This window comes from Marinobacter sp. DUT-3 (assembly GCF_050379435.1).
Classification (GTDB): domain Bacteria; phylum Pseudomonadota; class Gammaproteobacteria; order Pseudomonadales; family Oleiphilaceae; genus Marinobacter.
On the sequence record NZ_JBNRMG010000001.1, the window covers coordinates 851,132 to 874,845 of the forward strand.

Consider the following 23,714-nt stretch of genomic DNA (forward strand, 5'->3'; position numbering starts at 1 on the left):
CACCGGCGCTCCATATACCTCAGTAGGTATATGCCTCCTTCAGCGCCCGAGGAATTTCAGTACCGCATCGACACTTTCCTTGGCGTCGCCAAAAAGCATACGAGTGTTGTCCTTATAGAACAGCGGGTTGTCGACGCCGGCGTAGCCGGTGGCCATGCCGCGTTTGAGCACGATGGTGGTCTTGCCGTTCCAGGGTTCGAGGACCGGCATGCCGGCGATGGGGCTGTCCGGCACTTCCTGGGCCGCCGGATTGACGATGTCGTTGGCGCCGATCACCACGGAAACATCCACGTTGGGGAAGTCCTTGTTGATTTCGTCCATCTCATAGACGATGTCGTAGGGCACCCTCGCCTCGGCCAGCAGCACGTTCATGTGACCCGGCATGCGGCCTGCCACCGGATGAATGCCGAAGCGCACGTTGACCCCCATCTCCCGCAGCTTATTGCTGATTTCGAAGACCGTGTGCTGTGCCTGGGCGACCGCCATGCCGTAACCCGGCAGGATCATCACTTCCTTGGCGCTCTCCAGCAGGTGCGCTACCCCCTCCGCCTCAATCGGATTCACGTTGCCGGCCTCACCAGCCGGGCCTGCTCCGGCGCTTTTGCTCGAACCACCGCCGAAGCCACCGAGGATGACGCTGACGAACTTTCGGTTCATCGCCTTGCACATGATGTAGCTGAGGATGGCACCGCTACTGCCGACCAGCGCACCGACCACGATCAACAGATCGTTGCCCAGCATGAATCCCATCGCGGCCGCGGCCCAGCCGGAGTAGCTGTTGAGCATCGACACCACCACCGGCATGTCGGCGCCACCGATGGCAAGAACCATGTGCAGGCCGAACACCAGTGCGACAACGGTCATCAGCACCAGCCAGAGCAGGCCACCGCCGGCGGCGGACTGTTCCACGAAGAGCACGCCGAATACCACCGCCGCCACACCCAGGCTGGCGTTGAACAGGTGCCGCGCCGGTAGCTGCAAGGGCTTGCCGCTGATCCTGGCGCTCAGCTTGAGGTAGGCGGCGACGGAACCGGTGAAGGTGACCGCGCCGATCAGGATGCCGATGTAGGTTTCGATGTCGTGGATGGTCTTCTCGACACCGCTGAGCTCACTGTGCCCCAGGGCGTTGGCGTAACCCACGAAAACCGCGGCCAGCCCCACCAGGCTGTGAAGGATCGCAACCAGCTCCGGCATCTGGGTCATCTCGACCTTTTTCGCCAGATACCAGCCGATAGCACCACCGGCGATCATGCCTGGCAGCAGGAAGAAGTAGTTGTTGGTGACGATACCGAAAATCGTCACTACCAACGCCAGGCCCATGCCCAGCATGCCATAGAGATTTCCGCGCCGTGCGGATTCCTGATGGCTGAGGCCGCCCAGTGCGAGAATAAAGAGTGCGCTCGCCCCTATGTAAGAAGCCGTGATTACACCTGTGATCATCATACCCACCCTATTTCCTGAACATCCGCAGCATGCGCTGGGTGACGGCGAAACCGCCGACGATATTAATGCTGGTGATGAACACCGCCAATACGGCCAGTATCAGCACCAGGGGTTGCTCGCTGGATATCTGCATCAGAGCACCGATAACGATGATGCTACTGATGGCGTTGGTGACGCTCATCAGTGGCGTATGCAGTGAGTGCGACACCCCCCAGATCACCATGTAACCAACGAAGCAGGACAGCACGAAAACCGTGAGATGCCCCATGAACTCCGGCGGCGCCACCGAACCCAGGCCCAGCAGCCCGAGCCCTGCGAATGCCAGGGGTGCCAGGAAGGCCAGCGGGTGTTTCGGCCGGGGCTCCGCCTTTTCAACCTCGACCCGGGCCTTGTCGCCCATGTCGGTCTTTGGCGCCGCCGACAGGCGCGGTGCGGGCGGCGGCCAGGTGACCTCGCCTTCTTTCACCACGGTGGCGCCGCGAATCACCTCGTCTTCCATGTTGACGACAATCTCGCCGTTCTTCTCCGGGCACAGGTCGCTCAGCAGGTGGCGCAGGTTGGTGGCGTAGAGCTGGCTGGCCTGCGACGCCAAGCGGCTCGGCAGGTTGGTGTAGCCGATCAGGGTAACGCCGTGCCTGACCACCACCTGGTCGGTCTCGGTCAGCTTGCAGTTGCCACCGGTTTCGGCCGCAAGGTCAACGATAACGCTGCCCGGTTTCATGCTGGCGACCATGCCCTCGGTGATCAATTCCGGCGCCGGCTTGCCCGGAATCAGGGCGGTGGTGATGATGATATCAACGTCCTTGGCCTGCTCCGCGAACAGTGCCATCTCGGCTTCGATGAACTCGGGGCTCATGGTCTTGGCGTAGCCACCCTGGCCGCTGCCGTCCTCGCCATCGCCCTCGCCTTCAAAACTGAGCATCAGGAACTCCGCGTCCATGCTCTCTACCTGCTCCTTCACCTCGGGGCGGGTGTCGAAGGCCCGCACCACGGCACCCATGCTCTTGGCCGCACCGATGGCGGCGAGCCCCGCCACCCCGGCGCCGATCACCAGCACCTTGGCCGGAGGAATCCTGCCGGCGGCGGTAATCTGTCCGGTGAAGAAACGGCCAAAGTGCTGGGACGCCTCAACCACCGCGCGGTAACCCGCGATGTTAGCCATGGAGCTCAGCGCGTCCATCTTCTGGGCACGGGAAATACGCGGCACCGAGTCCATGGCCAGGGCGGTGACGCCACGGTTGGACAGTTCCTCCAGCAGTTCGGGGTTTTGCGCCGGATAGAGGAAGCTGATCAGGGTCTGGCCCTTGCCCAGCAGCTCAACGCCATAAAAGCCCAATTCCGGGTGTTGGCTGGGCGGACGTACTTTCATGACAATGTCGGACGAATGCCACAGTTCTTTCGGGTCCTCGATAATCTCAACACCGGCTTCACGGTACTGGTCGTCATCGAAACTGGCCTGTAAGCCGGCCCCTGTTTCGATAGCGAGGCTGAAGCCCAGCTCTTGCAGCTGTATCGCGACTTCCGGGGTCAACGCCACGCGTTTTTCCCCTTCGTCGATCTCTCTAGGAACGCCTATTCGCATCGTGTGCTCTCCACTGCGGACTACCCTTGGTAGAAGTCCCATTGTTTTTTATGTTGTTCCAGGTGGCGCTGTTGCCACGCCGAAGGTTGGGCAACCTTTTCGCACTGTACGGCAGTGACCTTGTATTCAGGACAGTTGGTGGCCCAGTCCGAATTGTCGGTGGTGATGACGTTCGCACCGCTCACGGGGTGGTGGAAGGTGGTATAGACCACACCCGGTTGCATGCGGGTACTGATTTTGGCCTGCAGCACGGTATTACCTGAGCGGCTGGTAAGGCCGACCCAGTCTCCGTCATTGATACCGCGCTCTTCGGCGTCGTGGGGGTGCAACTCCAGCCAATCCTGCTCATGCCAGGCCTGGTTGTCGGTCCGTCTTGTCTGGGCACCGACGTTGTATTGGCTGAGGATACGGCCCGTGGTCAACAGCAGGGGGAAACGGCGGTTGGCACGCTCTGTTGTGGGCACGTAGTCGGTGACCATGAACCGGCCCTTGCCAATCGGAAAGTCCTGCTCGTGCATGATCGGAGTGCCAATCGGATTATCATCGTTACACGGCCATTGGATGCTGCCGAGCTCATCCAGTTTCTGGTAAGTCACGCCCTGGAAACTGGGTGTCAGGCTGGCAATTTCGGCCATGATCTGCTCGGGATGGTCGTAGTGCATGGCATAGCCCAGTGCGTTCGCCAGGTCCTGGGTGACCTCCCAGTCGCCCTTGCCGGCCAGCGGCGGTATCACCTTGCGCACGCGGTTGATGCGTCGTTCGGCGTTGGTGAACGTGCCGTCCTTCTCCAGGAACGAGGAGCCGGGCAGCAGCACGTGGGCGAACTTGGCGGTCTCGTTCAGGAAGAGGTCCTGCACGATCAGGCATTCCAGCGAACCAAGCGCCTGTTCCACATGGTGGGTATTGGGATCGGACTGGGCGATGTCCTCGCCCTGCACGTACAGCCCCTTGAAGCTGCCGTCGATGGCGGCATCGAACATGTTGGGGATGCGCAGGCCGGGTTCGCTGTTGATCGTAACGCCCCAGGCGTCTTCGAAGGCCTTGCGCGGGCCCTCCCGGGAGACGTGCTGGTAGCCCGGCAGTTCATGGGGGAAGCTCCCCATGTCGCACGAACCCTGGACGTTGTTCTGACCACGCAGCGGGTTAACGCCCACGCCTTCGCGGCCGATGTTGCCGGTGGCCAGTGCGAGGTTGGCGATGCCCATCACCATGGTGGAGCCCTGGCTGTGTTCGGTCACACCCAGGCCATAATAAATAGCGCCATTACCCGCCTGGGCATACAGCCGGGCCGCTTCGCGGACTTTAGCGGCCGGAACGCAGGTGATGTCTTCCGTCGCTTCCGGTGAATGGCGTTCGTCACGGATAAAGTCGTTCCAGGTGGCGTACTCGCTTCCGTCGCAACGGCTGGCGATGAACATGCGGTCTTCCAGTCCTTCGGTGATGACAACATGGGCCAGGGCGTTGATCAGGGCGACGTTTGTCCCGGGACGCAACGGCAGATGCAGCGCCTCGCCGCCGTGCGGTGTGTTCAGCAGGTCAATGGAACGCGGGTCGGCGACGATCAGCTTGGCGCCCTGGCGTAGACGGCGGCGCAGTTGCGAGCCGAACACCGGATGGGCATCGGTCGGGTTTGCGCCGATAACGACGATAACGTCGGATTTCATCACCGAATCGAAGGTCTGGGTGCCGGCGCTTTCACCCAGCGTCTGCTTCAGACCGTAGCCGGTCGGGGAATGGCAGACGCGGGCACAGGTGTCGGTGTTGTTATTGCCGAACGCGGTACGCACCAGTTTCTGCACCAGGTAGGCTTCCTCGTTGGTGCAACGGGAAGATGTAATACCACCAATGCTGTCGCGGCCGTATTTGGCCTGGATGGCCCTGATGCGCTCGGCCGCGAACTGGATCGCCTCCTCCCAGCTGACTTCGCGCCAGGGTTCGTCGGTGTGGTTGCGGATCATCGGCTTGGTCAGCCGTTCCGGATGGGTGGCATAACCGAAGGCGAAGCGGCCTTTGACACAGGAATGCCCGTGGTTGGCGTGGCCATCCTTGAACGGCACCATGCGCAGCACGGTGTTGCCTTTCATCTCGGCCTTGAATGAGCAGCCGACGCCGCAATAGGCGCAGGTGGTCACCACCGAATGCTCTGGCTGGCCCTGATCAATCACCGAGTTCTCCATCAGTGTCGCCGTTGGGCAGGCCTGGACACAGGCGCCGCAGGAGACGCACTCGGAATCCATGAAGTCTTCGTCCTGGCCCGCCGCGACCTTGGAATCGAAGCCCCGGCCGTCGATGGTCAGCGCAAAGGTGCCCTGCACTTCCTCGCAGGCCCGCACGCAACGCGAGCACACGATGCATTTACTGGTATCAAAGGTGAAATAGGGGTTGCTGGTGTCTTTCTCGGCCTCGAGGTGGTTCTTGCCCTCGTAACCGTAGCGCACCTCGCGCAGGCCGACGGCACCGGCCATGTCCTGCAGCTCACAGTCGCCGTTAGCGGGACAGGTCAGGCAGTCCAGTGGGTGGTCGGAAATGTACAGCTCCATCACGTTGCGGCGCAGCTTGGCGACGCGCTCGTTCTGGGTGATAACGCTCATGCCCTCGGCCACCGGCGTAGTGCAGGAGGCCGGCAGGCCACGGCGGCCTTCGATCTCCACTGCGCACAGACGGCAGGAGCCGAAGGCCTCGAGGTTATCGGAGGCACACAGCTTGGGAATCTGGATGCCGGCGATGGCAGCGGCGCGCAGCACGGAGGAGCCCTCGGGCACGGTCACCGCCTGGCCGTCAATGGTCAGTGATACGGTGTGGCCGGTCTCGACCGGGGGCGGCGTGCCCAGATCACGGTCAGAGCGGGTGTTCGGATCGTAGATATGCAACATGATCAGGCCTCCCCCGCCGGCGTGCGGGACGCGGTGGTGCGGTCTTGGTGAAAGTCGTCCGGGAAGTACTGCAGGGCGCTGCGCACCGGGTTAGGCGTCATGCCGCCCATGGCGCAGAGAGAGCCGTCTTCCAGGGTGTCGCAAAGGTCTTCCAGCAAATTCAGGTGGTAATCCCGCTCCTGGTTGGCGCGGATGCGGTCGATGACCTCCACGCCCCGAGTGGAACCTATGCGGCAGGGTGTGCATTTACCGCAGGATTCAACGGCGCAGAATTCCATGGCGAAGCGGGCCTGGTCGAGCATGTCCACGGTGTCATCAAACACCACGATGCCGCCGTGGCCGACCACGGCGCCAACGTCGCTGAAGGCTTCGTAATCGAGTGGCGTGTCCCACTGGCTTTCGGGCATGTAGGCACCCAGCGGGCCACCGACCTGCACAGCGCGCATCGGCCGGCCAGAGGCTGTACCACCACCGTAGTCTTCCAGCAGTTCACGCAGGGTGACGCCGAACGCCAGTTCCACCACGCCACCGCGTTCGATGTTGCCGGTCAGCTGGAACGGCAGAGTGCCCCGGGAACGGCCCATGCCGTAGTCAGCGTAAGCCTGGCCGCCTTCGGCCAGAATAAAGGGTACGGCAGCCAGTGTGAGCACGTTGTTGACCACGGTCGGTTGGCCAAAGGCGCCTTTCAACGCGGGCAACGGGGGTTTGACGCGCACCTGGCCGCGCTTGCCTTCCAGGCTGTCGAGCAGAGAGGTCTCTTCGCCGCAGATGTAGGCGCCGGCGCCGAGGCGAACTTCCAGGTGAAAGGCCTTGCCAGAGCTCAATACGTTGCCGCCCAGATAACCGGCTTCCTCAGCCCTGGCGATGGCTTCGTTCAGAATCTTATGGGCAACCGGGTATTCGGAGCGCAGGTAGATGTAGCCGGTGTCCGCACCCACGGCGAGGCCGGCGATGGTCATGCCTTCGATCAGCATGAAGGGATCGGCTTCCATCACCAGTCGGTCGGCAAAGGTGCCGGAGTCACCCTCGTCCGCGTTGCAGACGATAAACTTGCGTTCGGAATAGGGGCTGCTACCGGTGCGGGCGTCCGCATCAAGCACCGTCTGCCATTTGATGCCAGCCGGGAAGGCCGCCCCACCCCGGCCGCGCAGACCGGAGGCTTTCACTTCGTCGACAATCTCCTGGGGAATCCTGGCCAGGGCTTTACGCAGGCCGACGTAGCCGCCCAGGTGAATGTAATCATCCAGCGACGTGGGGTCGATGATGCCGGCGCGACTGAAGGTCAGGCGCTGCTGACTCTTCAGGTACGGGATCTCTTCGGTCAGACCCAGATACAAAGGGTGACCGGGCTTGCCTTCGAGCATGCCCTGGTCGAGCAGCGCCGGGATGTCTTCTGGAGTCACGGGGCCGTAGGCAACACGGCCCTGCCCGGTCTCGACTTCAACCAGGGGTTCCAGCCAGAAAAGGCCTCGTGAGCCATTACGAATCAGGTCGATGTCAGCGTTCTGTTCACGGCAGGCCTGTTTCAGCGTATCCGCGACCTGATTGGCACCGAGTGATAAGGCGGTGGTGTCTCGTGGCACAAAGACTTTAACCATGGTTGCTGTCTTCCTTTCTGTTTACCCCTGCCTGCGCCGCCTGGATAGTGAGCGGCACGGTCTGTAGCTGGTCGATCAGGGCGTCGAAACGGGCCGGTGTGACACGGCCGTGAATGTCGTCGCCGATGCGGATCGAGGGTCCGGTGGCGCAGTTTCCAAGGCAGTAGGCGGCCTCAAGGGTGATCTCGCCATCCAGGGTGGTTTGGTGGTAGTCGACGCCGAGTGTCTGCTGGGCATGGCGTTCCAGTGTTCGGCAATCGCGAGCCTGGCAGGCTTCGGCCCGGCAGATCTGGATAGTGTGCTTGCCGGGGGCGGCGGCGCGAAAATCATGATAAAAGCTGATGACGCCGTGAACTTCGGCGCGGGTTATCTGCAGGCCTTCGGCGATGGTTGGCACAACGTCGCCGGGGATGTAGCCGAGTTCGCCCTGGATGGCATGCAGGATGGGCATAAGGGCACCCGGTTTGTGTTTCAGGCCGGCAATGATGTGGCGCACTTTGTGCTGAACGTCGGTGGTTGCGATTATATTCATTTTGATCACCCGGAAAATTCTGCACTTGATGGGTCATTGTAATCGTGGAGAAAGCGCCGGGTTGCTCGCCTGCGACACATTCAAGCGTGGGAGCGCATGGGTGGCTGAAGCAGGTATCCGGGCCAGAAGGGGGTGGGCGGAAGAGCTGATTGGATATCGCTCTTCCGCCCTGAGGGTTACACGCTGTATTTAAGCTGTGTTTTCGCCTCCCCGTTCAACCCCTTGTACAAACTTACGCACATCAGAATCAGGATGACGGCGAACGGCAAGCCGGCGGTAACCGCACCCGCCTGAAGTGCGTTCAGTGCCTGTGCGCCACCGCCAAACAACAGGGTGGCGGCAATTACGCCTTCCATGGTCGCCCAGAACACACGCTGGGCAACGGGGGCATCCTGTTTGCCACCGGCGGTAATACCATCGATCACCAGCGATCCCGAGTCCGAGGAGGTAACAAAAAACACCAGCACCAGAACAATGGCGAGGAAGGAAATCAAAGAGGCCAACGGCATATTTTCCATCATCTGGAACATGGCGAGCGGTACTTCGGTAAGCCCACCGCTCAACGCTCCCACTTGAGCCTGGATCTGGTCCAGCGCGTTGCCGCCGAACGCAGTTACCCAGATACCACAAACAAGGGTCGGGATAATCAATACCGCGAGCATGAATTCACGCACGGTGCGGCCCTTGGACACACGGGCGATAAACATGCCAACGAAAGGCGACCAGGAAATCCACCAGGCCCAATAGAATACGGTCCAGCCATGGAACCAGGTTTCATCTTCCCGGCCCACCCAATTACTGAGGGGCAGAATGTTTTTCCCATAGGACCAGAACAGGTCAAACAGGTTGGCGAAGAAGCCGCTGATGGAACCGACGACGATGACGAAAAGCAGCAGAATGAACGCAATGACCATGTTGATATTGCTGAGCAGCTTTACTCCGCCATCCAGACCACGAACCACTGAAAAAATGGCAATGGCGGTGATGAATGCGATCAATCCGATCTGCGTACCAATGCCGTTCTCCACGATTCCGAGGTAAGCCAGACCACTGGCGGCCTGTTGCGCGCCAAGGCCAAGGGACGTGGCCAGACCAAAGATGGTCGCCAACACGGCAACAATATCAATTACATGACCAATTGGCCCCCAGATACGGTTTCCGAGAATCGGGTAAAAGGCGGATCGAATCGTTAATGGCAAGCCTTTGTTATAGGCAAAAAATGCCAGCGAAAGGCCGACTATGCCGTACATGGCCCAGGGATGAAGGCCCCAATGGAACATGGTGGCGCCCAGAGCCATGGATTTACCTTCGGCAGTATTGGCGGCCACACCAAGCGGGGTACCGTACCAGTCGGTAAAATAGGCAACGGGTTCGGCGACGCTCCAGAACATCAGGCCAATGCCCATGCCCGCCGCAAACAACATGGAAAACCAGGACAATGTGGAAAATTCCGGTTTGGCATGGTCACCGCCAATGCGGACCTTGCTGACTGGCAAGAGAATCAACGCCAGGCAGAAAACCACAAACAGGTTGCCACCGGCCATGAACAGCCAGTCAAAGTGCTCAATCACCCAGCCGCGGGCGCCCAACAGCATACCGTTGGCCGCTTCGGTCGCGAACAGGGTACCTGCAACAAAAACAAGGATGAGTATGGCGCTGATACCAAACACCGGGTTGTGGACGTCAAACCCGGCGACTTGGATATTGTCTTGCCCGATCTGGTAATCGACGTCGTCGTAAAGACGATCAGCGTCGACTGCGGGCTGCGCACGTCTAGTCATAAGGGGGCTCTCCAGAGTAATTCGTTATTATCGGGTTGTTGTTTTTCGAGAGCCCGAGGCCATATCGAATAAGGCCTGCACGTCGGGTTTACCTGAGCATGACTACCATGCTGCCAGCCGCTCCGATCTGTCCCGGGCGAGGATTATGGTATGGCATTGCAGATCAGGCCAGAACTCCAACTGCGACATGGAAAGGGGGTTGCGTGTCTTAAAGCGGCAAGGTCGTGATATCCCTGCCGCCTCGGGAAATCACCTCACCACTCCCTCTGCAATTAGCAGCTCCATGATCGCCTCCGCCTTCTCCCGGTCCGTGCCGTCACGGATGACCTTGCCGCCCTGCCCCTGGGGTTTTGCCGTGGCCGCCTTGAACCGGTCAGCGGCGGACTTGGCTTTGACAACGTTGAGGCGCTTGGGTCTGGGTTTGGCGGGATTCTCTTGCCACTCCAACCGGGCTTCATCAACCGGTGCGTTAACCGCTACGTCATCCATCAGTCCGCGACGGGCCGGGCCGAACGCATATTGCCGCGCCTCGGGAGCAGCATTGTCGACGGTCGCAATGAACGGCAGCGGAACGCGCAGCAGACGGCGCTGACCACGTGGCAGGGCTTGCAGCACTTCGGCAAAGCCTTCCTCCACCTTCTGGATGTCGGCGATACGGGGAACGATGGGCCAGCCGAGGTGTTCCGCCAACAGGTAAGGCACCATGCCGGAGGCCTCGCCCTGTTCGGCGTGAATGCCAGTAAGGACGATGTCAGCGGGCTGTTCCTTGAGATAGCTCGCCAAAATGGGGACGGCATCCGCACTACCGTCAGCCTTGAGCAGGGTTATTTCCGGCAAGCCCATACCAAGGTACTGGCGCAGGCCGGTTTCATCACCACCACCGACATGGATGAGTCGGGAGGAGGAACCTGTCATCTTCAGGCCGAGTTCGACGGCACGGGCATCCTGGCTGGCCCGCCGCGCGCGGCCGGACTTGGCATGTTGGCCAACGGAAATAAGCGAGGCGACCTTGAGGTCGGGGTTGGATAAAGAGTCAGGCAACATGACGTTCCTCCTCAGTGGATTCGGCGGGGGATGCGGCTTCCGTTCCACTTTGCCGGCCTTCAGCCAACCGCAGCAATTCAGCGAGGATGCCCTGGCTGTCACCAATCACACTCAGGTCGGCCCGTTTGATCATATCGCAGCCATCATCGAGGTTGATGGCCACCACTTTGTCGCACCGGCCGATACCCTGCATGTGCTGGATGGCGCCAGAAATACCCACCGCGACATAAACCCGCGCTGTCACCCAGGTGCCAGTGGCGCCAACCTGTCGGAAACGCGGCATATTACCATCGTCCACGGCGACCCGGCTGGCGCCTTCGGTGGCGCCAATGGCAGTGGCTACTGCATGGAACTGTTGCCAGTCACGTACCCCGTTACCGGCGGAGAGAATGAATTCGGCTTCCCCAAGGGCGATCTTACTCGGGTCAACCTCGACCTGACCGAGGTCTTCGATTTGCGGTGTTACCTTGCGAATCGATGGCAGTTCGATCGGCTTGGCTTCGTGCCGGGTCTCGTCGATAGGCAATGCGCATTCCTCGGCCAGCAGGATGACGCGGGCCGTGGGTCGATGCCAATCCGTCAACTGGCTGCCGCCGCGACAGACGCTGTGGTCGGCATCGACTTGCCAGGCATGGACGGCCGGGCGTTCGCCCAGGCGGGCAGCCAGGCGGGAGCCGAGGTCGGCGCCGCCGTGGACCGAATCCGGGAACAGCCAATAACGCGGTGCAAGTTCGGATTCAACCGCTTCAAGCACGGCCAGTTTGTGCTCCGGACAGTAGCCGGTCAGCGACTGGCCGTGAACCTCGGTCAAATGAACCAGGCGGTCGGCGCCTGCTTTGTCGAAGTTCGCCTCCCGTGCTTCGCCAAGGGCGACGGCCACAACAGCGCCCTCGCCTTCTGCGGCTTTCACCAACTGATGCGCCTGACCAAGCACGTCCTTGTCATGACTGCTCAAGCGGCCGCCCGCCAAGTCGACAACCACGACCACATGGAAATCGGGTTGCTCAACCCGATGCAGGGGCAACTCGACTTCCGCCTGGGCCGAGCGGCCTTTGGCACGTGACGACAAACCGCCCGCGCCGCCGGTCAGACCAGCGCTGCGGTCGATGCGTTTGATACCATTGGGTCCGATATAGCCAACGGCGTGGGGATTCCTGCGTAACAAGCCGGTGGGACCGCGCACTGGACCGCTGTTGACGGCGACCACTTCATCATACTGAGGGTGCAGACGATTGCGCAGTATCCATTCGGTGCGCGGGTCGCGCCTTGGGATATCCGTCATCAGTGCACCTCCTCCGCAATGGGTTGGGCTGCCGGAGCGGTCGATTCGGCTGTTTCAATGATCAAGCCATCGGCCACCAGCTCGGCCAGGTCACGAATCTCGGGGCGCGGCTCAACCACGCCCTCAAGCATGGAGGTGCATTGCTGACAGGCGACGGCGATGGTCTCGGCGTCCACCTTGCGGGCATCATCGACACGCATGTCGGCGATGCGGTGCTCCCCCGGAATGTCGGTGATGGGCGCCCCGCCCCCGCCTCCGCAACAGCGTGAACGGTAGCCGGAGCGTTCCATCTCGCTGACCTGGATGCCCAGGGCGCCGAGCAAGGCGCGCGGGGATTCGTACTCACCGTTGTAGCGTCCCAGGTAACAGGGATCGTGATAGGTGACGGTACCGCCCTTGAAACGGTCCAACCTGAGCCGGCCCTGTTCAACCAGCTCGTTGATGAACGTGCTGTGGTGCAATACCTCGTAGTGGCCACCAAAGTCGCCGTACTCGTTTTTCAGTACGTGGAAGGCATGGGGGTCCGTGGTGACGATGCGCTGGAAGCGGTACTTACCAAGCGTGGCAATGTTGTGCCTGGCCAGGGACTGGAAAGTGGCGTCATCGCCGAGACGGCGGGCGACGTCACCGGAATCCCGTTCCTCGTTGCCGAGCACGGCGAAGTCGACATTCGCGGCCTTCAGGATCTTGACGAAGGCGCGAAGGATACGCTGGCTGCGCATATCGAAGCATCCGTCGCTCACCCAGAACAACACCTCGGCGTCGTGCTTATCGGCCATCAGCGGCAGGTCAAGGTCTGCCGCCCAGTTCATCCGGCTGCCGGGTTCGTAGCCGCCGGGATTGTCGGTGGCGATCAGGTTGTCCAGCACTTCGGCGCCCTTGTTCGGGGTTTCACCCCGTTCCAGGGTCAGGTGACGGCGCATATCGACGATGGCATCAACGTGCTCGATCATCATCGGACACTCTTCGACACAGGCGCGGCAGGTGGTGCAGGACCAAAGGGTGTCAGCGCTGACCAAGCCATCCACTATGGGCTGGTGCGGGTTGCCTTCCGCCTTGCCGACTTCGGTGCCGGGATAGGGGCTGCCGGCGTAGTTGGCGTCGGTTCCCCCGGCCAGACCCACGACCATATCCTGGATCAGTTTCTTCGGGTTCAACGGCTGGCCGGCGGCAAAGGCCGGGCAAACCGCTTCACAGCGGCCACATTGCACGCAAGCGTCGAAACCCAGCAGCTGATTCCATTTGAAATCCCTGGGTTCCGCCACACCCAGTTTGCCATCCAGATTGACCGGTTTCAGACCAGTGGAACGACCGCCGCCGAAGCGTTCCGGGCGACGGTGGAATGCCAGGTGCAGTGCACCGGCAAACGCATGCTTCATCGGCCCGCCCCAGCCCATGCCGAAGAGCATTTCGGACAGGCCCAGAGTTACGCCCACCAGAAGTACGGCCACGAGCACCCAACTCCCGAAACTCTCCGGCAGGAAACCGGACGTCAGCAAGGTGAGCAGGAAAAAAGATGCCGAAAACATCAGCAGGCTTTTCGGCAATCGCATCCAGGGCCCCCTGGAAAGACGGGCCGGTGGATTGCGGCGGCGCCGGTAGACGAAGATGGCGCCGGTGAACATGAGGGCCGTGGCGATCAGCAAGGGAATGCTGAGCCAACGGCTTTCCAGCCCGAGCACGTGCACCGGTATGATCAACAGCATGGACGACACGAACCCGCCCGCCGTAGCGACGTGGGTGTTGGACATGACTTTGTCGCGCTCGACCACATGGTGTAGATCGACCAGGTAGCGGCGCGGCATGGCCATGAGCCCGGCGATGATACTTACCGGTTCGGGTTGGCCCGCACGCCAGAGCAGGACACGGCGTATGGCGCCGATAACCAGCAAGGCGAGTGCCGTGACCACGAGAGCTGGGAGCAGCCAGTCAAGGAGCATGGTGTACCTCATCGGATTGAACTTGGGTTACAGATCCTTGCACAAACGCAGTGCGTCATAGATCGCCGCGTGCGTATTCCGCTGGGACACGCAATCCCCCAATCGCCACAGGATCATGCCCTTATCGGCTTCCTTCAAAACCGGCTGGGCGTCACAGGCAAACAGGGTTTCCACATCAATCTGTCCCTTGTTGATCGAGCCGTCCTTTAGCTCGTAATACAGGGCTTCGTTCGGTCGGGTACCGTTCTCGATCACAACCTGATCGACCACCCTCTCCTCTTTCTGCCCGGTGTACTCGTTCTCCAGCACCGCGATTTTCTTGTCGCCCTCGGCGTAGACTTTTTCCAGCATCATGTCGGAACTCATGATCACTTCCCGCTCATACAGACTGCGGTAGTAGGTCGGGAAGGTGGTGCCACCGATACCGACACCGGGCTTGATGTCGTCGGTGACCAGTTCGACCTGTGCCCCCTTGGAAGCCAGATAGTCCGCCGCGGACATACCGGAGAATTCGCAGATGGTGTCGTAGACCAGGACGTTCTCGCCCGGCTCAACCCTGCCGCTGAGGATGTCCCAGGAGGACACCACCAGGCCGTCCTCGAACCCCCATTCCGGGATCTGCTCCATGAACGGAACCCCACCGGTCGCAAGGATGCAGACGTCCGGCTGCAAATCCCGTACAACTGAGGCATCGGCTTCGGTGTTGAAGCGCAGGTCGACGCCAAGGCGATCCAGTTCCAGGGCATACCAGCGGGTAATGCCGGCGATCTGGTCCCGTTGCGGCGCCTTCGCGGCAAGGGTGATCTGGCCACCGAGTTCACCGGCTTTTTCGATCAGCGTGACCTCGTGGCCGCGTTCGGCCGCGACCCGCGCCGCTTCCATGCCGCCTGGGCCACCGCCGATGACCAGCACCTTGCGGATCGGACCCTCGGTCTTTTCGATGATGTGTGGCATGCCCAGATGCTCGCGGGAAGTGGCGGCATTCTGGATGCAGAGCACGTCCAGGCCCTGGTATTGGCGGTCGATACAGTAGTTGGCACCGACGCACTGGCGGATCTGGTCCACCTGGTTCATCTTGATCTTGGCAATGATGTGCGGGTCGGCGATGTGGGCGCGGGTCATGCCGACGAAGTCGACGTAGCCAGCTTCCAGAATACGTTCGGCCTGGTTCGGGTCTTTGATGTTCTGGGCGTGGATAACAGGCACGTCGACCACTTCCTTGATGCCGGCGGCCAGGTGCAGGAACGGCTCCGGCGGGTAGGACATGTTGGGAATGACGTTGGCCAGGGTATTGTGGGTATCACAACCGGAACCGACGACGCCGAAGAAATCCAGCAGTCCGGTGTCGTTGTAGTATTTTGCGATCTGCTTCATGTCGTCGTGGTTCAGACCGTCCGGGTGGAATTCGTCGCCACAGATGCGAATGCCGACAACAAAGTCACGACCAACTTCCTCGCGCACAGCCTTCAACACTTCCATGCCGAAGCGCATGCGGTTTTCAAAGGTGCCGCCCCATTGGTCGGTGCGCTTGTTGACGCGCGGCGACCAGAACTGGTCGATCATGTGCTGGTGCACGGCGGAGAGTTCGACGCCGTCGAGGCCGCCTTCTTTGGCGCGCCGGGCAGCCTGGGCGAAGTCACCGATAATGCGCTGGATTTCCTCTTCCTCAATGGTCTTGCAGGTAGCACGATGCACGGGTTCACGGACGCCGGAGGGCGACATCAGGTTGGGCCAGTTTTCGCCGTCCCAGCGGGAGCGGCGCCCCATGTGGGAGATCTGGATCATGATCTTGCCGCCGTGTTTGTGGACGGCATCTGCGAGGTTCTGGAAGTGAGGAATGATGCGGTCAGTGGACAGGTTGACCGAACTCCACCAGCTTTGCGGGCTGTCGATGGAGACGACGCTGGAGCCGCCGCAGATACACAGACCGCAGCCGCCCTTGGCCTTCTCTTCGTAATATTTAACGTAGCGGTCGGTGGTCATACCGCCCTCGGTGGCGTAGACCTCGGCGTGGGCGGTGCTGACGACCCGGTTGCGGATGGTCAACTGGTTGATCTGTAACGGTCGAAAGAGTGCTTCGAATTGGGACATGGTGGCTCTCTCTTTATTCTGTACGCAGGTTCCTAGGGCTTGCACCATCAACCAGGCAAAACCCTGTTTACCTCCGTACTGAATTTTCTGTTTTAGTTGGCTGTATTGAAGTCCGGTGTCGGTGTCACTTCGAAGACGCCGTAATCGACGCCCTCCTCCGCGGCGCTTTGCGTTTGCACCGCCTGGGTGCGAACGTCGTATCCGAGGTCATTGGCGATCTGGTCCATGGCGCCGGCGAACCAGCCGGTGAACATGTAGTCGATCTTGCGTTCGGCTTTGCCGTAGTGGTAGACGAAGGCGGAGTGATCAAGCCGGACTCGCGCCTGACCACTGGCGATGTCGAGATGTTCAACAGTGAACAGACCCCAGCCACGCTGGGAGAGCCGCTTCATGTAGTGATCAAACACCTCACTACCTTTGAGGCCGTGCAGCGCCGCTTCTTTTTCACACCAATGCCAGGCGGACTTGTAACCAGCCTTGTAGAGAATGTCGGCGTATCGTTCAGGACCGATCTCCGCTTCGATGGCCTGGTGATTGTTGATGAAGAAGTGCCGCGGCACATACAGCATGGGCAGTGCGTCGGTGGTCCAGATGCCGGTTTCGCTGTCGACTTCGATGGGCATTTCCGGTGCGTGTGTAGTCATGGTCATTCCCCCCATACCTCGCCAAGGATGCGCAGCCAGTTCTCACCCATGAGCTTGCGGGTGAGCTCTTCGGAGAAGCCGTTGCGGAGCAAGGCGGCGGTCAGATTCGGGAATTCACCGATGGTGCGGATACCCTCGGGGTTGACGATCTTGCCAAACCGGGTGAGCTCTCGGGCGTACCCCTTGTCGTGGGTGAGCATGTCGAAGAAGGCCTTGTCCTGCCCCTGGGTGAAATCAGTGCCGATGCCGACCTGGTCTTCGCCGACAATGTCGACGATGTAGGCGATGGCCTCGACGTAGTCATCGATGGTGGCGTCGACGCCCTTCTTGAGGAAGGGTGTGAACATGGTCACTCCGACAAAACCACCATGCTCGGCGATGAACCGGAGCTCCTCGTCGGATTTGTTGCGCGGATGCTCTTTCAGGCCGGATGGCAGGCAGTGGGAGTAGCAGACCGGCTTCCGGGATTCGAGGATGACTTCCTCGGAGGTCTTGCTGCCAACGTGGGAAAGGTCGCACATGATGCCGACGCGGTTCATCTCCGCGACGACTTCGCGGCCGAAACCGGACAGGCCACCATCCCGCTCATAGCAGCCGGTGCCGATGAGGTTCTGGGTGTTGTAGCACATCTGGACAACGCCGACGCCCAGGTCCTTGAAGATCTGGATGTAACCGAGCTGGTCTTCGAAGGCGTGGGCGTTCTGGAAGCCCATGATGATGCCGGTCTTGCCCAGCTCCTTGGCCTTGCGGATGTCGTCGGTGGTCCGCACTTTCATCACCAGGTCGCTGTTGTCTTCGATCAGTTCGTTAACCAGGACGATATTGTCGACCGTGGCCTGGAAATCCTCCCAGACGGAAACGGTGCAATTGGCGGCGGTCAGCCCACCCTTGCGCATGTCCTCGAAGAGTTCACGGCCCCATTTGGCGATGACAAGGCCATCGATGACGATGGAATCCTGGTGCAATTCGGTTTCGTTCATGTGACACCCCGACAGTTGATTGGTTGAGCATAGAGGGAGTGTATCCATGGGGCGTTCAACCGAGTTCACTGGAAGCGACAGGGCAAACACCAAAATCGGCAGCGCACCGAGGATGAGGAGGGGGAACACCGGGCCAGAGCCAAAACGAAAAAAAGGGGCCGAAGCCCCTTATTTTATCCGTTTACCCGAGTTAACCCGAGGCGGCAAGCTTCTGAACACACGGCACCGAAACCGACATGAAGTTAACCGCGCCACAGGATGGCTCTGCCTGAGCCAGCTGCAGGGCAACATAAGAGGAGGTAGGTATGGTGGCGACCTCACCGGCATCTGGCGGCTCCGGTTGCTTCAGTGACCACACCTCGGCCCGTTCCTCCTTGGGAGAGATGCCGATGTACTTGCGATAACAGCGACTGAAGTGCGGGGCGGATACAAAACCACACATAGAGGCGACTTCGATGATGGAACAGGTGGTCTGTTTCAGCAACTGACGCGCCCGATCCAGCCGGAGCTTCAAATAGTAGCGCGAGGGAGTACAGTTCAGGTGCCTAAGAAACAGCCGTTCCAGTTGACGCCGGGAAATGCCAACGAAGCTGGCAAGTTCCTCGAGTTCAATGGGTTCCTCTATGTTGGCTTCCATCAACTCAGTGACTTCTGCCAGCTTGGGCTGGGCCGTGGTCAGCAGACGGCGCAACGGGGTGCGCTGCAATTCGTTGTCCGGGCGGACACGGTCGCAGACGAACATGTCGCAAATCGCATTGGTTAATGCCTTGCCGTGCTGGCGGGCGATCATGCTGAGCATCATGTCCATTGGCACATGGCCTCCGGTGCAGGTCATGCGATCCCGGTCCAGGGTGTAGAGTTGGTGGGTACAGTTCACCCGTGGAAACCGCTCCTGGAGGGACGCTAGGCATTCCCAGTGGGCGCTGCAATGGTAGCCGTCGAGCAGGCCTCCGCTGGCCAGTACGTAGGCACCGGTACATACGGCGCCGAGCAGGACCTTTTTCTGCGCCTGCTGCTGGAGCCAGCTCACTTCCCTGGAGGTATAGCTCCGGGTGATATCAACACCGCCCACCACGATGACAATATCGAATACCTTCTTGTCGGCAATCGAGCCGTCTGGAGATATCCTCAAACCGTCACTGGCCTTAACCGTTTCGCCATCGCGGGACAATAGCTGCCAGGTGTAAAGTTCGGTGCTGGTGAGCTGGTTGGCCATGCGCAATGGCTCTATGGTTGACGCCAAGGCAGCCAGGGTAAAATTATCGATCAACAAAAAACCAACCCGGTAGGGCTGTGTTTCAATCAGGTGAGGCTGAGAAACAATGTTCTCTTTCATGGACTTACCCCTCTCTCTTGTATTGCAAGTCCAGTTGATCAGCGGGCCCCGAAATACGTCCGGGTCGAGCGACCACTGTCAGGATTTTGTTTTTATTGGGAAAAGCCAACGCCTTCCCTTCCCGTCATAATTGATTAATGTCAGGTGCTAATAGTATGCCCCGCGGTGAACGGTGAACAGTCTAAAAACGTCGCATTGCGTACTAATTTGAGCTCAATTGCGACATGGGTACCCTGGCCCGCAGGTAACCGGGGGCCAGGGCGCCAGATCAGGCAAATTCAGTGTAACGCCGCCCAAATCAACCGTCGATGCTGAGATCGGACAACGGGGTGCTGCAGCAAGAGAGAATGTAACCCTCCGTCAGGTCTTCCTCGGTGATGCCGCCATTGTGCTGGACATCAACCTCGCCGCGAGTCTTCAGCACCTTGCAGGTACCACAAATACCGACCCCGCAGGCCTTGGGTATATTGAGCCCCAGACGACTGGCAGCAGCGTGGACGGTTTCACCGGGCAGGATCTGGACGCTCATGCCGGAGGTGGTGAAATCGACGGTATAGGTATCCGCGTCCTTGATGTCCTCCGCCTGTTTGACGGCGATTTCCGCTTGCTCCAGCACATCCTCGGTGACGTCGGCCGGAGTGGCGCCGAAAGATTCCTCATGGTATTTCGACATGTCAAAGCCGTTCTCGATGAGAAGGTTCTTGATGGCGCGCATGTAGGGGGTCGGACCGCAGCAGAAAATGCGTCGGCTCTGATAATCCGGTGCGATCATTTCGAGCTTGGCGTGGTCCAGGTAGCCCCGATAGCCATTCCAGGCATGGCCGATTTCAGTCCTTTCGCAAATAACACTGAGGTTAAAGTTGGGGACTCGCGAACACATGTGTTCCAGTTCGCGCTGGAAGATGATGTCCTTGGGCGCGCGGGCGCTGTGGATGAATGCCATATCGACATCCGCATTAGTGTCGAAGTACCAGCGCGCCATGGACATCAGTGGCGTAATGCCTACACCGCCTGAGAGCAGCAGGACCTTCTCGGAGGGATAGTCCATGCAATTGAAGTTGCCGACCGGGCCATGCACGGCAAGCTCGTCATGCTCACTGAGGTTGTCGTGCAGCCAATTGGAGACATGACCGCCGGGTACGCGTTTGACGGTGATCGAGAAACTGTAGGGGACGGAGGGTGAACTTGAGATAGTGTAGGAACGCATGACCTGCTCGCCATCGATTTCCAGCTCCAGGGTGACGAACTGGCCCGGCTTGAAGAAGAACATGATGGACTGTTCGGCGTTGAAGCAGAAGGTTTTGACGTCCCAGGTCTCCTGGATAATGCGAACACATCGGACCAGGTGGCGGCCGTTGGCCCAAACCCGGGTGTTGAGCGGATTGAAATGGGACGAGGGTTCGGTGACTTCGGTAACGCTGGTCATTATTTAATCTCCATCGTGGGTGATGATGCACCGGTGGAACTGTGACGATTCATTCTGGTGAAAAACCAAAGCCACGAGTTACCCATTTACGACAAAGTCTTGATCAACTTCTCCAGCCGCCGAGCCCGTACTCATCTCCCCTGCCCGCCAAGTCGAATTGAAAACCGCGAATGTCGTTAACGGATAACCGGCGCCTGACACCCCTGCGAAAATGGGTTACCGAAAACCCGCACCCGCATCATTTGCGGGTAACGCCACACGCTGAGGTACACCCTTTTAATAGGAAATGCTCCGATGACCGAATACGACCTACTCAACCTACAATACAACCACATAGGGGAAGCCCGACGGGATATGAGCCGGACGCTGACTGAGCGGCCCCGAAACCTGTCCCTGCCCCGGGCGCTGTATAACGACCCTTTCCTCTTCCGGGTGGATATGGAAGAAGTCTTCATGAAGGAATGGTTGTTTGTCGGCATGACCTGCGAAGTGCCAACACCGGGTGCCTACATAACGGTAGAGATCGGGCAAAACCCGGTGCTGGTAGTGCGTGACCGCGATGGACAAGTACGCGCATTCCATAATGTGTGCCGCCATAGGGGCTCGCGTGTGTGTACTGCCAAAAAAGGCAAGGTGGCGAACCTGACCTGCCCCTATCATCAGTGGACCTATGATTTGAAGGGCAACCTGATTTTTGCCGGGACGGAAATGGGCGATGGTTTCGACAAAAACGAATTCGGCTTGAAACCGGCGCACTGCAAAACGGCTGGCGGTTTTATCTATGTCTGCCTTGCCGAGGGCGAGCCGCCCGAGATTGATGCCTATCTGGCCGCCCTGGATGCCTATATGGAACCTTACGACATGGAAAATACCAAGGTGGCGGCAGAGTCGACTCTGGAGGAAAACGCAAACTGGAAGCTGGTGGTTGAAAACAACCGGGAGTGTTATCACTGCTCGGGCTCCCATCCGGAATTGCTCAGAACCTTACTGGAATGGGACGACACCACGGACCCCAGAGCCACACCGGAATTCAAGGAGCACTACGAACGTCAGGCGGCGGAATGGGATCGTGAAGGCATTCCGCACAAACATGTGGAGTTCGGATTGCAAAACCGGATCGTGCGGATGCCGTTAAAGGAAGGCACGGCGGTGATGACCATGGACGGTAAACCGGCCTGCAAGAAAAACCTGGGACGCATTCAAAACCAGAGCCTGGGTTCTATGCGGATTCTGCACCTGCCGAATTCATGGAATCACATGCAAAGCGATCACGTTATCGTGTTTCAGGTGCAGCCGATTTCCGCGCAGAAGACGCTGGTAACGACCAAGTGGCTGGTGCATAAGGATGCGGTGGAAGGCGACGACTACGACGTGGAGCGCATGCGTTATGTGTGGGACCAGACCAACAAACAGGACAGGGAGCTGGCTGAGCAAAACCAGAAGGGTATTAATTCACTGGCGTATCAGCCCGGCCCCTATTCGGAGACTTACGAATTTGGCGTAATCAACTTCCTGGACTGGTATGGGGAAACAATCCTTAAAAACCTGACTCACGACAGTTTGTAGCTCCTGGAACAGCTGCCATAGTCAGCCTGAAATAAAAGAGGGGGCCGTTCACACGGCCCCCTCTTCGTCAGGTTAACGGAAAGTTGACGTCAGGCAGCCACTGATGCGTGCGGATCGATCACAAACTTCTTGGCCGCGCCGCCGTCAAAGTCGGCGTACCCCCTGGGGGCGTCATCGAGGCTGATCATTTGCACATTTACTGCGCTGGCAATATCGACACGCTCAAACAGGATGGCCTGCATGAGTTGGCGGTGGTACTTCATGACCGGGCACTGGCCGGTGTGGAAGGAGTGGGACTTGGCCCAACCGAGTCCAAAGCGCATGCTCAGTGCACCCTGTTTAGCGGATTCTTCAGCGGCGCCGGGGTCTTCAGTAACATAAAGACCGGGGATACCGATCTCGCCACCGGCCCGGGTAACCTGCATCGCGGAGTTCAGTACCGTGGCCGGTTGCTCGTGATGGTGATGGTGGCCGCAGGCATGGGCTTCGAAACCGACACAGTCGACGAAGCAGTCAACTTCCGGCTCGCCGAGGATTTTCTCGAGCAATTCGGGCAGTTCAGCATCCTGCTTCAGGTCGATGGCTTCGCAGCCAAAGCTGCGCGCCTGGTCGAGACGTTCCTGGATCATGTCACCGACGATGACACAGGCGGCGCCAAGCAGCTGAGCACTGACGGCAGCAGCGAGGCCAACCGGACCTGCACCGGCGATGTAGACGGTGGAACCGGGGCCGACGCCAGCGGTGACACAGCCGTGGAAGCCGGTGGGGAAGATGTCGGACAGCAGAGTGAGGTCCTTGATCTTCTCCATGGCCTGGTTCGGGTCGGGAAACTTGAGCAGGTTGAAGTCGGCGTACGGCACCATGACGTACTCGGTCTGGCCGCCGACCCAGCCACCCATGTCCACGTAGCCGTAGGCAGCGCCGGGACGGGCGGGGTTAACGTTCAGGCAGATGCCGGTCTTGCCTTCCTTACAGTTGCGGCAGCGACCGCAGGCGATGTTGAAGGGTACGGAAACAATGTCGCCCACTTCAAGGAATTCAACGTCCCGGCCGCATTCGATAATCTGGCCGGTAATTTCATGGCCAAGCACCAGGCCCGCGGGCGCGGTGGTGCGGCCGCGCACCATGTGCTGGTCGGAGCCACAGATGTTGGTGGTCAGTACTTTCAGAATTACGCCATGGTCGCAACGTCGGTTGCCAAGGGTAAGTTTGGGAAAGGCGATGGATTCGATGGAGACCTGGCCGGGGCCCTGGTACACCACCCCGCGGTTGGATGCATTGCTTGTCATTGTGTCTTCCTTCATTGTCAATCTGTTGTGGTGGAAGTGCCCTCCCTACTTTAAACACCCGGCCGCTAGGCACATGCCTGTATACGACAGATTCTTTCTTGCACAGGACACGGACAACGCTAAAAAGAGGACTCGCATCCCCTGCTCCCCAAACGCCCTGTCGCAAATCATTCCTCCCATGTCGTGACCGAGCAGATCAACATCCTCCATCGGGCCTACTATGCCTTCTCAATGATCAGCGCCTGATCCATCAGCTTTGTTTTTACCATCGAGAATCACGGCCTTGCCCATATTGACGGGGTTAAGC

Annotated in this window: 16 protein-coding genes; 1 reads left to right on the top strand and 15 read right to left on the bottom strand. The window is 59.7% G+C overall.

Annotated elements, in window-relative coordinates; genetic code table 11:
* Positions 1-39: 39 nt before the first annotated feature.
* From ACQUWM_RS03845 to ACQUWM_RS03910, 14 genes are all read right to left on the bottom strand, one after another.
* Entirely contained in the window at positions 40-1,440 is a 1,401-nt protein-coding gene (locus tag ACQUWM_RS03845; protein ID WP_428921426.1) for an NAD(P)(+) transhydrogenase (Re/Si-specific) subunit beta, read from the bottom strand.
* 10 nt (positions 1,441-1,450) lie between these two features.
* Entirely contained in the window at positions 1,451-3,067 is a 1,617-nt protein-coding gene (locus ACQUWM_RS03850; RefSeq protein WP_428921235.1) for a Re/Si-specific NAD(P)(+) transhydrogenase subunit alpha, read from the bottom strand.
* Positions 3,046-5,898, bottom strand: a complete 2,853-nt coding sequence (gene fdhF, locus ACQUWM_RS03855) for a formate dehydrogenase subunit alpha (RefSeq protein WP_428921236.1) — start codon at positions 5,896-5,898, stop codon at positions 3,046-3,048. The genes ACQUWM_RS03850 and fdhF overlap by 22 nt, the downstream gene beginning before the upstream one ends.
* A gap of 2 nt (positions 5,899-5,900) precedes the next feature.
* Positions 5,901-7,496: a formate dehydrogenase beta subunit gene (locus tag ACQUWM_RS03860; protein ID WP_428921237.1), complete on the bottom strand. Its 1,596-nt coding sequence runs from the start codon at positions 7,494-7,496 to the stop codon at positions 5,901-5,903.
* Positions 7,489-8,028: a formate dehydrogenase subunit gamma gene (locus tag ACQUWM_RS03865; protein WP_428921238.1), complete on the bottom strand. Its 540-nt coding sequence runs from the start codon at positions 8,026-8,028 to the stop codon at positions 7,489-7,491. The genes ACQUWM_RS03860 and ACQUWM_RS03865 overlap by 8 nt, the downstream gene beginning before the upstream one ends.
* A 176-nt stretch (positions 8,029-8,204) precedes the next feature.
* The gene (locus tag ACQUWM_RS03870) at positions 8,205-9,809 is read right to left on the bottom strand and encodes a BCCT family transporter (protein ID WP_428921239.1); all 1,605 of its coding nucleotides are present in this window, start codon (positions 9,807-9,809) and stop codon (positions 8,205-8,207) included.
* 249 nt (positions 9,810-10,058) lie between these two features.
* A complete protein-coding gene (locus tag ACQUWM_RS03875; RefSeq protein ID WP_428921240.1) occupies positions 10,059-10,853 on the bottom strand; it encodes an electron transfer flavoprotein subunit beta in 795 nt (264 codons plus the stop codon).
* Positions 10,843-12,135: an electron transfer flavoprotein subunit alpha/FixB family protein gene (locus ACQUWM_RS03880; RefSeq protein WP_428921241.1), complete on the bottom strand. Its 1,293-nt coding sequence runs from the start codon at positions 12,133-12,135 to the stop codon at positions 10,843-10,845. The genes ACQUWM_RS03875 and ACQUWM_RS03880 overlap by 11 nt, the downstream gene beginning before the upstream one ends.
* Positions 12,135-14,075: a (Fe-S)-binding protein gene (locus tag ACQUWM_RS03885; protein ID WP_428921242.1), complete on the bottom strand. Its 1,941-nt coding sequence runs from the start codon at positions 14,073-14,075 to the stop codon at positions 12,135-12,137. The genes ACQUWM_RS03880 and ACQUWM_RS03885 overlap by 1 nt, the downstream gene beginning before the upstream one ends.
* A gap of 27 nt (positions 14,076-14,102) precedes the next feature.
* Positions 14,103-16,166 (bottom strand): dimethylglycine demethylation protein DgcA, encoded by a 2,064-nt coding sequence (dgcA, locus tag ACQUWM_RS03890; protein ID WP_428921243.1) that lies wholly within the window; start codon positions 16,164-16,166, stop codon positions 14,103-14,105.
* A gap of 92 nt (positions 16,167-16,258) precedes the next feature.
* On the bottom strand, positions 16,259-16,810 hold the full coding sequence (locus ACQUWM_RS03895) for a DUF5943 domain-containing protein (protein ID WP_407000609.1): 552 nt from the start codon (positions 16,808-16,810) through the stop codon (positions 16,259-16,261).
* Positions 16,811-16,812: 2 nt separating this feature from the next.
* Positions 16,813-17,790 carry a dipeptidase gene (locus tag ACQUWM_RS03900; RefSeq protein ID WP_407000610.1) on the bottom strand — a complete coding sequence of 326 codons (978 nt, stop codon included), beginning with the start codon at positions 17,788-17,790 and terminating at the stop codon, positions 16,813-16,815.
* A 190-nt stretch (positions 17,791-17,980) separates the two neighbouring features.
* Positions 17,981-19,126 (bottom strand): GlxA family transcriptional regulator, encoded by a 1,146-nt coding sequence (locus tag ACQUWM_RS03905; RefSeq protein ID WP_407000611.1) that lies wholly within the window; start codon positions 19,124-19,126, stop codon positions 17,981-17,983.
* Positions 19,127-19,424: 298 nt separating this feature from the next.
* Positions 19,425-20,552 carry an FAD-binding oxidoreductase gene (locus ACQUWM_RS03910; protein ID WP_428921244.1) on the bottom strand — a complete coding sequence of 376 codons (1,128 nt, stop codon included), beginning with the start codon at positions 20,550-20,552 and terminating at the stop codon, positions 19,425-19,427.
* A 354-nt stretch (positions 20,553-20,906) separates the two neighbouring features.
* Here ACQUWM_RS03910 and ACQUWM_RS03915 point away from each other — a divergent pair, with 354 nt between their 5' ends.
* Positions 20,907-22,118 (top strand): aromatic ring-hydroxylating oxygenase subunit alpha, encoded by a 1,212-nt coding sequence (locus tag ACQUWM_RS03915; protein ID WP_407000923.1) that lies wholly within the window; start codon positions 20,907-20,909, stop codon positions 22,116-22,118.
* Between the two features lie 89 nt (positions 22,119-22,207).
* On the opposite strand, the gene fdhA is transcribed toward ACQUWM_RS03915, so the two are convergent.
* Positions 22,208-23,407, bottom strand: coding sequence for a formaldehyde dehydrogenase, glutathione-independent (gene fdhA / locus ACQUWM_RS03920; RefSeq protein ID WP_428921245.1), 1,200 nt, complete (start codon positions 23,405-23,407; stop codon positions 22,208-22,210).
* Positions 23,408-23,714 lie beyond the last annotated feature (307 nt).

Excerpts from the sequence above, each read along its gene's own strand:
- ACQUWM_RS03845 (WP_428921426.1), bottom strand. The coding sequence starts at position 1,440 with ATGATCACAGGTGTAATCACGGCTTCTTACATAGGGGCGAGCGCACTC.
- ACQUWM_RS03850 (WP_428921235.1), bottom strand. The coding sequence starts at position 3,067 with ATGGGACTTCTACCAAGGGTAGTCCGCAGTGGAGAGCACACGATGCGA.
- fdhF (WP_428921236.1), bottom strand. The coding sequence starts at position 5,898 with ATGTTGCATATCTACGATCCGAACACCCGCTCTGACCGTGATCTGGGC.
- ACQUWM_RS03860 (WP_428921237.1), bottom strand. The coding sequence starts at position 7,496 with ATGGTTAAAGTCTTTGTGCCACGAGACACCACCGCCTTATCACTCGGT.
- ACQUWM_RS03865 (WP_428921238.1), bottom strand. The coding sequence starts at position 8,028 with ATGAATATAATCGCAACCACCGACGTTCAGCACAAAGTGCGCCACATC.
- ACQUWM_RS03870 (WP_428921239.1), bottom strand. The coding sequence starts at position 9,809 with ATGACTAGACGTGCGCAGCCCGCAGTCGACGCTGATCGTCTTTACGAC.
- ACQUWM_RS03875 (WP_428921240.1), bottom strand. The coding sequence starts at position 10,853 with ATGTTGCCTGACTCTTTATCCAACCCCGACCTCAAGGTCGCCTCGCTT.
- ACQUWM_RS03880 (WP_428921241.1), bottom strand. The coding sequence starts at position 12,135 with ATGACGGATATCCCAAGGCGCGACCCGCGCACCGAATGGATACTGCGC.
- ACQUWM_RS03885 (WP_428921242.1), bottom strand. The coding sequence starts at position 14,075 with ATGCTCCTTGACTGGCTGCTCCCAGCTCTCGTGGTCACGGCACTCGCC.
- dgcA (WP_428921243.1), bottom strand. The coding sequence starts at position 16,166 with ATGTCCCAATTCGAAGCACTCTTTCGACCGTTACAGATCAACCAGTTG.
- ACQUWM_RS03895 (WP_407000609.1), bottom strand. The coding sequence starts at position 16,810 with ATGACTACACACGCACCGGAAATGCCCATCGAAGTCGACAGCGAAACC.
- ACQUWM_RS03900 (WP_407000610.1), bottom strand. The coding sequence starts at position 17,790 with ATGAACGAAACCGAATTGCACCAGGATTCCATCGTCATCGATGGCCTT.
- ACQUWM_RS03905 (WP_407000611.1), bottom strand. The coding sequence starts at position 19,126 with ATGAAAGAGAACATTGTTTCTCAGCCTCACCTGATTGAAACACAGCCC.
- ACQUWM_RS03910 (WP_428921244.1), bottom strand. The coding sequence starts at position 20,552 with ATGACCAGCGTTACCGAAGTCACCGAACCCTCGTCCCATTTCAATCCG.
- ACQUWM_RS03915 (WP_407000923.1), top strand. The coding sequence starts at position 20,907 with ATGAGCCGGACGCTGACTGAGCGGCCCCGAAACCTGTCCCTGCCCCGG.
- fdhA (WP_428921245.1), bottom strand. The coding sequence starts at position 23,407 with ATGACAAGCAATGCATCCAACCGCGGGGTGGTGTACCAGGGCCCCGGC.